At 32.9% G+C, this 12,520-nt stretch carries 10 protein-coding genes; 9 read left to right on the forward strand and 1 reads right to left on the reverse strand.

Annotation, left to right across the window (positions count from 1 at the left end):
- Nucleotides 1–186 precede the first annotated feature (186 nt).
- The 3 genes from coaBC (at nucleotide 187) to KI230_RS05965 (ending at nucleotide 5,250) form a co-directional block, all read left to right on the forward strand.
- The gene (gene coaBC, locus KI230_RS05955) at nucleotides 187–1,386 is read left to right on the forward strand and encodes a bifunctional phosphopantothenoylcysteine decarboxylase/phosphopantothenate--cysteine ligase CoaBC (protein ID WP_000722165.1); all 1,200 of its coding nucleotides are present in this window, start codon (nucleotides 187–189) and stop codon (nucleotides 1,384–1,386) included.
- Complete coding sequence (priA, locus tag KI230_RS05960) at nucleotides 1,386–3,794, forward strand: primosomal protein N' (protein WP_214958348.1); 2,409 nt, start codon at nucleotides 1,386–1,388, stop codon at nucleotides 3,792–3,794. Before coaBC ends, priA begins: the two co-directional genes overlap by 1 nt.
- Nucleotides 3,795–4,296: 502 nt before the next feature.
- Nucleotides 4,297–5,250: a hypothetical protein gene (locus KI230_RS05965; protein WP_000751703.1), complete on the forward strand. Its 954-nt coding sequence runs from the start codon at nucleotides 4,297–4,299 to the stop codon at nucleotides 5,248–5,250.
- A gap of 162 nt (nucleotides 5,251–5,412) precedes the next feature.
- Here KI230_RS05965 and KI230_RS05970 read toward each other — a convergent pair whose 3' ends face one another.
- Entirely contained in the window at nucleotides 5,413–5,616 is a 204-nt protein-coding gene (locus tag KI230_RS05970) for a TM2 domain-containing protein (RefSeq protein ID WP_001198024.1), read from the reverse strand.
- Nucleotides 5,617–5,914: 298 nt separating this feature from the next.
- Between KI230_RS05970 and KI230_RS05975 the strand changes: the two genes are divergently transcribed.
- Genes KI230_RS05975 through pknB form a run of 6 tightly spaced genes read left to right on the forward strand, consistent with a single transcriptional unit; the run spans nucleotide 5,915 to nucleotide 12,473 of the window.
- Nucleotides 5,915–6,403 carry a peptide deformylase gene (locus KI230_RS05975; RefSeq protein ID WP_000985290.1) on the forward strand — a complete coding sequence of 163 codons (489 nt, stop codon included), beginning with the start codon at nucleotides 5,915–5,917 and terminating at the stop codon, nucleotides 6,401–6,403.
- Nucleotides 6,396–7,331 carry a methionyl-tRNA formyltransferase gene (gene fmt / locus KI230_RS05980; RefSeq protein WP_000161291.1) on the forward strand — a complete coding sequence of 312 codons (936 nt, stop codon included), beginning with the start codon at nucleotides 6,396–6,398 and terminating at the stop codon, nucleotides 7,329–7,331. Before KI230_RS05975 ends, fmt begins: the two co-directional genes overlap by 8 nt.
- On the forward strand, nucleotides 7,328–8,635 hold the full coding sequence (rsmB, locus tag KI230_RS05985; protein WP_000572241.1) for a 16S rRNA (cytosine(967)-C(5))-methyltransferase RsmB: 1,308 nt from the start codon (nucleotides 7,328–7,330) through the stop codon (nucleotides 8,633–8,635). Before fmt ends, rsmB begins: the two co-directional genes overlap by 4 nt.
- Nucleotides 8,636–8,637: 2 nt before the next feature.
- Nucleotides 8,638–9,732 (forward strand): dual-specificity RNA methyltransferase RlmN, encoded by a 1,095-nt coding sequence (gene rlmN, locus KI230_RS05990; protein ID WP_000626897.1) that lies wholly within the window; start codon nucleotides 8,638–8,640, stop codon nucleotides 9,730–9,732.
- Between the two features lie 6 nt (nucleotides 9,733–9,738).
- Nucleotides 9,739–10,482 (forward strand): protein-serine/threonine phosphatase Stp1, encoded by a 744-nt coding sequence (locus KI230_RS05995; RefSeq protein WP_000888494.1) that lies wholly within the window; start codon nucleotides 9,739–9,741, stop codon nucleotides 10,480–10,482.
- A complete protein-coding gene (gene pknB / locus KI230_RS06000; RefSeq protein WP_000579564.1) occupies nucleotides 10,479–12,473 on the forward strand; it encodes a serine/threonine protein kinase Stk1 in 1,995 nt (664 codons plus the stop codon). The genes KI230_RS05995 and pknB overlap by 4 nt, the downstream gene beginning before the upstream one ends.
- Nucleotides 12,474–12,520 lie beyond the last annotated feature (47 nt).

The raw sequence follows: 12,520 nt of genomic DNA on the forward strand, positions 1-12,520 counted from the left end.
ACGTACATCAAATACGTCAAGGGATATCCAAATCAAACGCACCTATGTAGGTGTGTTTTTTTAGTTTATTCAATGATTGATGTTATAATAATACTAAATTTGTATCTATAAAAAAGTAATGAGCATTTGTGCGCATATGATGATGTAAAGCGTAAATGTCATAGTGATATTTAAGGGAGATTGAATATGAAGAAAATATTATTAGCCGTTACAGGTGGCATTGCGGCATATAAAGCGATTGATTTGACAAGTAAGTTAACACAATCTGGGTATGAAGTTCGCGTTATGTTAACGAATCACGCACAAAAATTTGTGACACCATTAGCATTTCAAGCAATAAGTCGAAATGCTGTTTATACAGATACTTTTATAGAAGAAAATCCTTCAGAAATACAGCATATTGCATTAGGTGATTGGGCAGATGCAATCATTGTTGCACCTGCAACGGCAAATACAATTGCAAAATTGAGTGTAGGTATTGCTGATGATTTGGTGACATCAACGTTGCTAGCAACAGAGACACCGAAATTTATTGCGCCTGCTATGAATGTGCATATGTATGAAAATAAACGTACGCAGCAAAATATTAATATTTTAAAAGAAGATGGGTATCATTTTATCGAACCAGGAAGCGGATTTCTAGCATGTGGTTATGTTGCTAAAGGACGTATGGAAGAACCGCTTCAAATCGTTTCTGTTATTGATGCTCATTTTCAAAATAGTAATCGTTTAGCTAATAGTTCATTTCAAGATAAACGCGCATTGGTTACAGCAGGACCAACTATTGAAGTTATCGATCCAGTCAGATTTGTATCCAATCGTTCTTCTGGAAAAATGGGCTATGCAATAGCTGAAGCATTGCGAAATCGAGGAGCTATCGTGACGTTAGTTGCTGGTCCTACAACACTAGAGGATCCAAAAGATATTGAAGTTATTCATGTTCAAAGTGCTGAAGAAATGTTTGAACAAGTGACAAGCCGATTTGACGAACAAGATATTGTTGTAAAAGCAGCAGCCGTATCTGACTATACACCGGTTGATGTATTAGAACATAAGATGAAAAAGCAGGATGGTGATTTATCAGTATCTTTTAAACGTACTAAAGACATTCTTAAATATTTAGGTGAACATAAAACATCACAGTATTTAATAGGCTTTGCAGCAGAGACTGAAGATATTGAAAATTATGCACAACAAAAATTACGCAAGAAAAATGCAGATGTGATTATTTCAAATAATGTTGGGGATATGTCTATCGGATTTAGTTCTGATGATAATGAATTGACAATGCATTTTAAAAATAATGAAAAGGTAAATATCAAGAAAGGAAAAAAAGTAGTATTAGCTGCACAAATTTTAGATGAACTAGAAACTAGGTGGCAATAATGATAGCGAAAGTCATAGTCGATGTCGCGTCGAAGAGCGTTGACTATAAATTTGATTATATAATTCCTGAACAACTCGAATCTGTCATCCAACCTGGTGTGCGTGTGATTGTACCTTTTGGACCAAGAACGATTCAAGGTTATGTAATGGAAGTAACAGCAGAACCTGATGCACAACTTGACGTTTCGAAGTTAAAAAAAATCATAGAAGTGAAAGATATACAACCTGAATTAACATCAGAATTAATAGCTTTAAGTGAGTGGATGGGTTCAACTCATGTCATTAAACGTATTTCTATGCTAGAAGTGATGCTTCCGAGTGCTATTAAAGCGAAGTATAAAAAAGCATTTAAGATGAAAGATGACATAGAGCTACCTTCAGCTTTATTACAAAAATTTGATAAGCATGGTTACTATTATTATAAAGATGCGCAAAAAAATAATGATATTCAATTGCTTATGAAATTGTTAAAAGATGATATCGTTGAAGAAAAAACGATTCTCACACAAAATATAACTAAAAAAACCAAGCGTGCTGTTCGTGTCATTGAAGGGTATCATCCTGATGAAGTATTAGCTAAGTTGGAGAAAGTTATTAAACAATACGATTTGTATGCTTACTTGTCTGAAGAACAACATAAAACAATATTTTTAACTGATATTGAGGATATGGGCTTTTCAAAATCCAGTTTAGATGGACTTATCAAAAAAGGTTATGTTGAAAAATATGACGCGGTTGTTGAAAGAGACCCATTTAAAGATCGTGTTTTCGAACAAGAATCAAAACAGCAATTAACAGAAGACCAATATAAAGCATATGAAGCGATTAAAGCTAAAATTGTAAGCCAAGAGCAAGAAACATTTTTACTTCATGGTGTGACGGGATCAGGTAAAACAGAAGTATATTTACAAACGATAGAAGATGTTTTAAGCCAAGGAAAACAGGCGATGATGTTAGTTCCTGAAATCGCTCTAACACCGCAAATGGTTTTACGCTTCAAACGTCGATTTGGTGATGACGTTGCTGTATTACATTCTGGCTTATCTAATGGGGAACGTTATGATGAGTGGCAAAAAATTAGGGATGGTCGTGCGAGAGTATGTGTTGGTGCAAGGTCAAGTGTGTTCGCACCTTTCAAAAATTTAGGGTTAATCATCATTGATGAAGAACATGAATCTACATATAAGCAAGAAGATTATCCGAGATATCACGCTAGAGAAATTGCCCAATGGCGAAGTGAATATCATCACTGCCCAGTCATTTTAGGAAGTGCAACACCATGTCTTGAAAGTTATGCACGAGCTGAAAAAGGCGTTTATCATTTGCTATCATTACCAAACAGAGTGAACCAACAAGCTTTACCTGAAATTGATATAGTAGACATGCGTGAAGAATTGAGTGAAGGTAATCGGTCAATGTTTTCAAAAGATTTACGTGAAGCCATACAATTAAGATTAAATCGAAAGGAACAAGTTGTTTTATTTTTAAATCGACGTGGTTATGCATCGTTTATGTTATGTCGGGATTGCGGATATGTACCGCAATGTCCAAACTGTGATATTTCATTAACGTATCATAAAACGACAGACTTATTAAAATGTCACTATTGTGGTTACCAAGAGACGCCACCGAATCAATGTCCAAATTGTGAGAGTGAACACATTCGACAAGTAGGTACTGGTACTCAGAAAGTTGAAGAACTATTGCAACAAGAATTTGAAGATGCGCGCATAATTAGGATGGATGTAGATACAACCTCAAAGAAAGGTGCACATGAAAAGTTATTGACTGAATTCGAAAAAGGTAACGGTGACATTTTACTAGGTACTCAGATGATTGCGAAAGGATTAGATTATCCAAATATTACTTTAGTTGGTGTGCTGAATGCAGATACAATGTTAAATTTACCTGATTTTCGGGCGAGCGAACGTACTTATCAACTATTAACGCAAGTGGCTGGTAGAGCTGGTCGTCATGAAAAGGCAGGTCAAGTCATCATTCAAACGTATAATCCAGACCATTATTCAATATTGGATGTTCAAAAAAATGATTATTTAACATTTTATCGTCAGGAAATGGAATATCGTAAATTAGGAAAGTATCCACCGTATTATTATTTGATTAATTTCACAATCTCACATAAAGAAATGAAGAAGGTTATGGAAGCATCGCAACATGTTCATAAAATTTTATTACAGCATTTAACAGAAAAAGCGCTTGTACTAGGCCCATCTCCGGCAGCACTTGCGAGAATCAACAATGAATTTAGATTCCAAATTTTAGTGAAATATAAAAGTGAACCTGGATTATTAAAAGCCATTCAATTTTTAGATGACTATTACCATGAAAAATTTATAAAAGAAAAATTAGCATTGAAGATTGATATTGATCCACAGATGATGATGTAATTTTTTGACTAAAACACTTTAATATCAATGTTTCCTAAGAGTATGAAAGGTCTTGTTTTTACTTTAAGTACAGAAAAAGGGCAGAATATACAACTGTTAACTATTTAAATTAGCAGTTTATATTCTGTCTTTTTATATGGCTTTATAACTTACGTGATTTTGGTTTGATAAGGAATTTATTAGTATTTTCATTTACGAATTCTGATTTTAATGCAAGCGCCATACTTACTGATGAATAAAAGTACTAATGATTAAACAAACTATTTTTAAATGGCAAATTGAAATAGTGCAAATTTTACACTTATAAATTAATGGCTATAAACTATTTTATATCTATCTATGTTTTAACTACTTAAATTATTAGACAAAACAATTTTCTTAAATTATCAATTAAAGTATTTAAAAATATTGATGGTTAATGTAAAATATCAATATAAATAAGTTTTTTAAATTTATGTATGTTTATTTGATTCAAACAAAATAACTTAAGAGGAGAAAGTTTATGAAAAAGACACTGGGATGTTTACTTTTAATTATGCTTTTAGTCGTAGCAGGTTGTTCTTTTGGTGGGAATCATAAATTATCATCAAAGAAATCAGAAGAATCAAAACAAGAAACTGTAAAAAAAGAATCGGAAGAAGAGAAAGATCCAGATTTAGAGAAATATGAAGAAATAGAGAAGAAAATGAAAGGAATTAAAGATGCGCCATCTCTTGATAAGTTGGATCCATTAATGACAGAAAAGTCGTTTACGAATAGTAAAGGGATTCAAGGATGGAAAGATTACAAAGAATTAATGGGTAAAGTGGAACTTGCAGATTATAGATTTACTAAAGATTCAAAAGGATCTTCAATAAAAGATGTTGATGCATTCTTTAAAGGTAAGAAAGGTATAAAAAGGAAAGTGATTGAAACACACGATGATGTAAAACAAGTTGATTATTGGTATGTAGATCCAGATGGAAAGAAAATTGGCAATTCAAACACACCTGTTTTTTACGCAGAAATTATGACAAAATATAAAGATGGAAAGTTAGTTTATGCATCAGTCGAACCAGGATCTTACGTAATACATAAAGATGATGCAATTAAATATGACGATTATTCTAAGTTAAAAAAATTAAGTCAGCTAACTAAACTTGATCATCCAAAACCAGTTCCATATAGCGTAGCTCAAATCAAATCTTTCGGAGTACCTTTAACAAGCGTTTCATTTATGACACATGGATCAAAGGATACTAAAGATGAAGTGTTGCCGGCATTGGCCTATTTCACTTTTTCACCAAAAAATTATGAAGACAAGTCTAATCCAGATCCAAAAGTTTTAAATTTAGTAGATATGGATTTCTTAAATGCATCTAGTGATTTTGGTAACGCACATTTTGTTGTTTTAAGTAAATATATTAAAGAGTATGAATCAAACTATGAAACAGCGTCAGATGATTCTTTAAAATAGTATTTACTGTGTGAAAAATAAATAGTGTACTACATTAAATAATCGCAATAATAATCCCGATAAACAATCAGCATTACTGCTTATCATATAGAGTTCGTAATAACTATAACTCTATGATTCGCAAATAATAAATGATTGTCATCGGGATTTATTTTTATCAATTTATAAAGTGACATTACCTTGTTCATCAGCAGGTTTGAAAACAGTAATCACTGCACTAATAATTGCTAAAATGTGTGGGATACCTGTCCAACAGAATATTAAGTGTAGAATACCTTGCATATTCTTGCCGGCATAAAATTTATGAATACCAAAACTACCTAAGAACAATGCTAATAAAATATAAATAACTTTGTTTACTTGCATTTCTTTCCCTCCAGTTGAATTGCTTATAATGACATTAGCTTCTCTTTTTATTATACCCACTTTTAGTTCAAACATTCTAGTTTAAGCATTCCCAATCATCTAAATTTCAGTTATTCAATCCTTACAATAAATTTAGGATTACATTTCAGTTGCATTGTATTATTTTACGTGTGAAATATACGTAATGAATCACATGACAATCTTCAAATTGAAAAATATACATTCTATGATGTAAGGTCGCATTTTTAATATATTTACGTTATAATAGTTTGATGAATTTTATTGAGGAGTAAGAGTTATGGCGATTAAAAAGTTAGTACCAGCATCGCATCCTATTTTAACGAAAAAAGCGCAAGCAGTTAAAAAATTTGATGATTCGTTAAAAAGATTATTACAAGATTTAGAAGATACAATGTATGCACAAGAAGCTGCTGGCTTATGTGCACCTCAAATTAATCAGTCATTGCAAGTGGCAATTATTGATATGGAAATGGAAGGATTATTACAACTTGTTAATCCGAAAATTATTAGTCAATCAAATGAAACAATAACAGACTTAGAAGGTTCAATTACATTGCCAGATGTTTACGGCGAAGTGACAAGAAGTAAAATGATAGTTGTCGAAAGTTATGACGTCAATGGGAACAAAGTTGAACTAACTGCACATGAAGATGTAGCAAGAATGATTTTGCATATTATAGATCAAATGAACGGTATCCCTTTTACAGAACGTGCGGACCGTATTTTAACAGATAAAGAAGTGGAGGCATATTTTATAAATGACTAAAATAATATTTATGGGTACACCAGACTTTTCAACAACTGTTTTAGAAATGCTTATTGCAGAACATGATGTCATTGCAGTCGTAACGCAACCAGATCGACCTGTTGGACGTAAACGTGTTATGACACCACCACCAGTTAAAAAAGTTGCAATGAAATATGATTTACCTGTATATCAGCCTGAAAAATTAAGTGGATCAGAAGAATTAGAACAATTGCTTCAATTAGATGTAGATTTAATTGTAACTGCTGCTTTTGGACAATTATTACCTGAATCATTGTTGGCATTACCAAAACTTGGGGCAATTAATGTACATGCATCATTGTTACCGAAGTATAGAGGTGGTGCACCAATTCATCAGGCAATTATCGATGGTGAACAAGAAACCGGCATAACAATTATGTATATGGTTAAAAAATTAGATGCAGGTAATATTATTTCGCAACAAGCAATTAAAATAGAAGAAAATGATAATGTCGGTACGATGCATGATAAATTAAGTGTATTAGGGGCAGATTTATTAAAAGAAACTTTACCATCTATTATAGAGGGCACAAATGAAAGCGTACCTCAAGATGATACGCAAGCAACATTTGCTTCCAATATTCGACGCGAAGATGAGCGAATTAGCTGGAATAAACCAGGAAGACAAGTGTTTAATCAAATTCGTGGATTATCCCCATGGCCAGTTGCTTATACAACTATGGATGACACTAACTTGAAAATATACGATGCTGAACTCGTTGAGACTAATAAGATAAACGAGCCTGGAACCATTATAGAAACGACTAAAAAAGCCATTATTGTTGCTACAAATGATAATGAAGCTGTTGCAATTAAAGATATGCAATTGGCTGGGAAAAAGAGAATGTTAGCTGCCAATTATTTAAGTGGTGCGCAAAACACACTAGTAGGGAAGAAACTTATATGATAGAAAACGTGAGAAGTCTTGCTTTTGACACGATTCAAGATATATTAAATGAAGGTGCGTATAGTAACTTGCGTATTAATGAAGTGTTGTCAGAAAATGAATTAAATGCAATGGATAAAGCCTTATTTACAGAAATTGTCTACGGAACCGTTAAAAGAAAATATACGTTAGATTTTTATTTAAAGCCTTTTGTGAAAACAAAGATTAAGGCATGGGTTAGGCAATTATTATGGATGAGTATTTATCAATATGTTTATTTAGATAAAGTTCCAAATCATGCCATTATTAATGAAGCAGTTGAAATAGCAAAAGAACGCGGTGGCTATCATAATGGTAATGTCGTAAATGGTATTTTACGTACAATGATGCGTAGTGACTTACCTGATTTTAATGAAATTGCAGATCCTAAAAAAAGAATGGCAATCGAGTATAGTATGCCGAAGTGGATTATAGATCATTGGGCAACACATTATGGTCTCGAAAAAACTGAAACAATTTTACAGTCATTTTTAGAAACGACATCAACAACTGTGCGTGCCAACCTGACGCGAGCATCATTAGATGATATTATTGAAAAGTTGCAAGACGAAGGTTATGACGTTGAAAAAGATCATGACTTACCTTATTGTCTCCATATAGGAGGACAACCAATTATTCATTCTCGTTCATTTAAAGATGGATTCGTTTCAATTCAAGATAAAAGCTCAATGTTTGTTGCACACATTATGAATGTAGACCGACATGATCACGTATTAGATGCATGTAGTGCACCTGGCGGTAAAGCTTGTCACATTGCTGAAGTTTTAATGCCAGAAGGGCAAGTTGACGCTTCAGATATACATGATCACAAAATAGACTTAATTAATTTTAATATAAAAAAATTACGATTAACAAATATTAAAGCCTTTCAACATGATGCGACAAAACCTTATGATAAAACATACGATAAGATACTTGTTGATGCACCATGTAGCGGATTAGGTGTAATGAGACATAAGCCGGAGATTAAGTATACTCAAAGCAAACAACATATTGAGTCACTAGTTGATTTACAGCTTGAAATATTGGAAAATGTAAAAAACAATGTAAAAATAGGTGGCGAAATCATCTATTCCACATGTACAATAGAGCAACTAGAAAATGAAAACGTGATTTATACGTTTTTGAAAAATAATAAAAACTTCGAATTTGAACCGTTTCAACATCCGATAACTGGAGAGTTGGTCAAAACGTTACAAATCATGCCGCAAGACTTTAATTCAGATGGATTCTTTATCACTAAGATAAAAAGAAAGGACAATTAGGAATGATAACTGCTGAAAAGAAAAAGAAGAATAAATTTCTTCCAAATTTTGACAAGCAATCAATATATTCATTGCGATTTGACGAAATGCAAAACTGGCTCGTTGAACAAGGTCAACAAAAATTTCGAGCGAAACAGATTTTTGAATGGTTATATCAAAAAAGAGTAGATTCGATTGATGAAATGACGAACTTATCGAAAGACTTAAGACAGCTTTTAAAAGATAACTTTACTGTTACAACTTTAACAACTGTAGTAAAACAAGAAAGTAAAGACGGTACAATTAAATTCTTATTTGAATTACAAGATGGCTATACAATTGAAACTGTTTTAATGAGACATGATTATGGAAATTCAGTATGTGTAACGACACAAGTAGGTTGTCGTATCGGATGTACGTTTTGTGCTTCTACACTTGGCGGCTTAAAAAGAAACCTTGAAGCTGGCGAAATTGTTTCACAAGTTTTAACAGTTCAAAAAGCCCTTGATGCTACAGAAGAGCGCGTATCTCAAATTGTCATAATGGGTATCGGTGAACCATTTGAAAATTATGATGAAATGATGGACTTTTTAAGAATCGTCAATGATGATAATAGTTTAAATATTGGTGCACGTCACATTACAGTATCAACATCAGGTATCATTCCTAGAATATATGACTTTGCGGATGAAGATATTCAAATTAATTTTGCTGTAAGCTTACACGCCGCAAAAGATGAAGTGCGATCACGCTTGATGCCAATTAACCGTGCATATAATGTTGAGAAGTTAATCGAAGCAATTCAATATTATCAAGAAAAAACAAATCGTCGTGTTACTTTTGAATATGGTCTGTTTGGTGGTGTGAATGACCAACTAGAACATGCAAGAGAATTAGCACATTTAATAAAAGGCTTAAACTGCCATGTTAACTTAATTCCTGTCAACCATGTTCCAGAAAGAAATTATGTGAAAACGGCTAAAAATGATATCTTTAAATTTGAAAAAGAATTAAAGAGACTAGGAATTAATGCCACAATACGTCGTGAACAAGGTTCGGATATTGACGCAGCTTGTGGTCAATTAAGAGCAAAGGAACGACAAGTAGAAACGAGGTAAAGACAAATGCTAGAGGCACAATTTTTTACTGATACTGGACAACATAGAGATAAGAATGAAGATGCGGGTGGTATTTTTTATAATCAAACTAATCAACAACTTTTAGTTCTGTGTGATGGTATGGGTGGCCATAAAGCAGGAGAAGTTGCAAGTAAATTTGTTACAGATGAGTTGAAATCCCGTTTTGAAGCGGAAAATCTTATAGAACAACATCAAGCTGAAAATTGGTTGCGTAATAATATAAAAGATATAAATTTTCAGTTATATCACTATGCACAAGAAAATGCAGAATATAAAGGTATGGGTACAACATGTGTTTGTGCACTTGTTTTTGAAAAATCAGTTGTGATAGCAAATGTCGGTGATTCTAGAGCCTATGTTATTAATAGTCGACAAATTGAACAAATTACTAGTGATCACTCATTTGTTAATCATCTTGTTTTAACGGGTCAAATTACGCCGGAAGAAGCATTTACACATCCACAACGTAATATTATTACGAAGGTGATGGGCACAGATAAACGTGTGAGTCCAGATTTGTTTATTAAGCGATTAAATTTTTATGATTATTTATTATTAAATTCAGATGGATTAACTGATTATGTTAAAGACAATGAAATTAAGCGTTTGTTAGTAAAAGAAGGTACAATAGAAGATCATGGTGATCAATTAATGCAATTGGCATTAGATAACCATTCGAAAGATAACGTTACTTTCATACTCGCGGCTATTGAAGGTGATAAAGTATGATAGGTAAAATAATAAATGAACGATATAAAATTGTAGATAAGCTTGGCGGCGGTGGCATGAGTACCGTTTATCTTGCTGAAGATACGATACTTAACATTAAAGTTGCAATTAAGGCGATTTTTATACCACCTAGAGAAAAAGAAGAAACATTAAAACGTTTTGAACGAGAAGTACATAACTCATCACAGCTATCACATCAAAATATAGTAAGTATGATCGATGTTGATGAAGAAGATGACTGTTACTACTTAGTAATGGAATATATCGAAGGTCCGACTTTGTCTGAGTATATTGAAAGTCATGGGCCATTAAGTGTTGACACAGCGATTAATTTTACGAATCAAATATTGGATGGCATTAAACATGCGCATGATATGCGTATTGTACATAGAGATATTAAGCCACAAAATATATTAATTGACAGCAATAAAACGTTGAAAATATTTGATTTTGGAATTGCTAAAGCTTTAAGTGAGACGTCTTTAACTCAGACTAATCATGTGTTAGGTACTGTGCAGTACTTTTCGCCAGAACAAGCAAAAGGTGAGGCAACGGATGAATGTACAGATATTTATTCTATAGGTATTGTGTTATATGAAATGCTTGTTGGTGAACCACCCTTTAATGGAGAAACTGCAGTTAGCATTGCGATTAAACATATTCAGGATTCTGTGCCAAATGTGACAACAGATGTACGTAAGGATATTCCGCAATCTTTAAGTAATGTCATTTTACGCGCTACAGAAAAAGACAAAGCGAATCGTTACAAAACAATTCAAGAAATGAAAGATGATTTGAGTAGTGTTTTACATGAAAATCGAGCGAATGAAGATGTCTATGAACTCGATAAAATGAAAACGATAGCGGTACCTTTGAAAAAAGAAGATCTAGCAAAGCATATTAGTGAACATAAGTCGAATCAACCTAAACGTGAAACGACGCAAGTACCTATTGTAAATGGGCCTGCTCATCATCAGCAATTCCAAAAGCCAGAAGGTACGGTGTACGAACCAAAACCTAAAAAGAAATCAACACGAAAGATTGTGCTCTTATCACTAATCTTTTCGTTGTTAATGATTGCACTTGTTTCTTTTGTGGCAATGGCAATGTTTGGTAATAAATACGAAGAGACACCTGATGTAATCGGGAAATCTGTAAAAGAAGCAGAGCAAATATTCAATAAAAACAACCTGAAATTGGGTAAAATTTCTAGAAGTTATAGTGATAAATATCCTGAAAATGAAATTATTAAGACAACTCCTAATACTGGTGAACGTGTTGAACGTGGTGACAGTGTTGATGTTGTTATATCAAAGGGCCCTGAAAAGGTTAAAATGCCAAATGTCATTGGTTTACCTAAGGAGGAAGCCTTGCAGAAATTAAAATCGTTAGGTCTTAAAGATGTTACGATTGAAAAAGTATATAATAATCAAGCGCCAAAAGGATACATTGCAAATCAAAGTGTAACCGCAAATACTGAAATCGCTATTCATGATTCTAATATTAAACTATATGAATCTTTAGGCATTAAGCAAGTTTATGTAGAAGACTTTGAACATAAATCCTTTAGCAAAGCTAAAAAAGCCTTAGAAGAAAAAGGGTTTAAAGTTGAAAGTAAGGAAGAGTATAGTGACGATATTGATGAGGGTGATGTGATTTCTCAATCTCCTAAAGGAAAATCAGTAGATGAGGGGTCAACGATTTCATTTGTTGTTTCTAAAGGTAAAAAAAGTGACTCATCAGATGTCAAAACGACAACTGAATCGGTAGATGTACCATACACTGGTAAAAATGATAAGTCACAAAAAGTTAAAGTTTATATTAAAGATAAAGATAATGACGGTTCAACTGAAAAAGGTAGTTTCGATATTACTAGTGATCAACGTATAGACATTCCTTTAAGAATTGAAAAAGGAAAAACAGCAAGTTATATTGTTAAAGTTGACGGTAAAACTGTAGCTGAAAAAGAAGTCAGCTATGATGATGTATAAATATAATTGAAGTAAATGTACCGAGGTTTCTATTTGGAAGTCTCGGT

The sequence above is a fragment of the Staphylococcus sp. MZ3 genome, assembly GCF_018622755.1.
Lineage (GTDB): Bacteria > Bacillota > Bacilli > Staphylococcales > Staphylococcaceae > Staphylococcus > Staphylococcus aureus.

Bases quoted from the DNA above. Each gene is read 5' to 3' on its own strand.
- coaBC (WP_000722165.1), top strand. From the start codon at position 187: ATGAAGAAAATATTATTAGCCGTTACAGGTGGCATTGCGGCATATAAA.
- priA (WP_214958348.1), top strand. From the start codon at position 1,386: ATGATAGCGAAAGTCATAGTCGATGTCGCGTCGAAGAGCGTTGACTAT.
- KI230_RS05965 (WP_000751703.1), top strand. From the start codon at position 4,297: ATGAAAAAGACACTGGGATGTTTACTTTTAATTATGCTTTTAGTCGTA.
- KI230_RS05970 (WP_001198024.1), bottom strand. From the start codon at position 5,616: ATGCAAGTAAACAAAGTTATTTATATTTTATTAGCATTGTTCTTAGGT.
- KI230_RS05975 (WP_000985290.1), top strand. From the start codon at position 5,915: ATGGCGATTAAAAAGTTAGTACCAGCATCGCATCCTATTTTAACGAAA.
- fmt (WP_000161291.1), top strand. From the start codon at position 6,396: ATGACTAAAATAATATTTATGGGTACACCAGACTTTTCAACAACTGTT.
- rsmB (WP_000572241.1), top strand. From the start codon at position 7,328: ATGATAGAAAACGTGAGAAGTCTTGCTTTTGACACGATTCAAGATATA.
- rlmN (WP_000626897.1), top strand. From the start codon at position 8,638: ATGATAACTGCTGAAAAGAAAAAGAAGAATAAATTTCTTCCAAATTTT.
- KI230_RS05995 (WP_000888494.1), top strand. From the start codon at position 9,739: ATGCTAGAGGCACAATTTTTTACTGATACTGGACAACATAGAGATAAG.
- pknB (WP_000579564.1), top strand. From the start codon at position 10,479: ATGATAGGTAAAATAATAAATGAACGATATAAAATTGTAGATAAGCTT.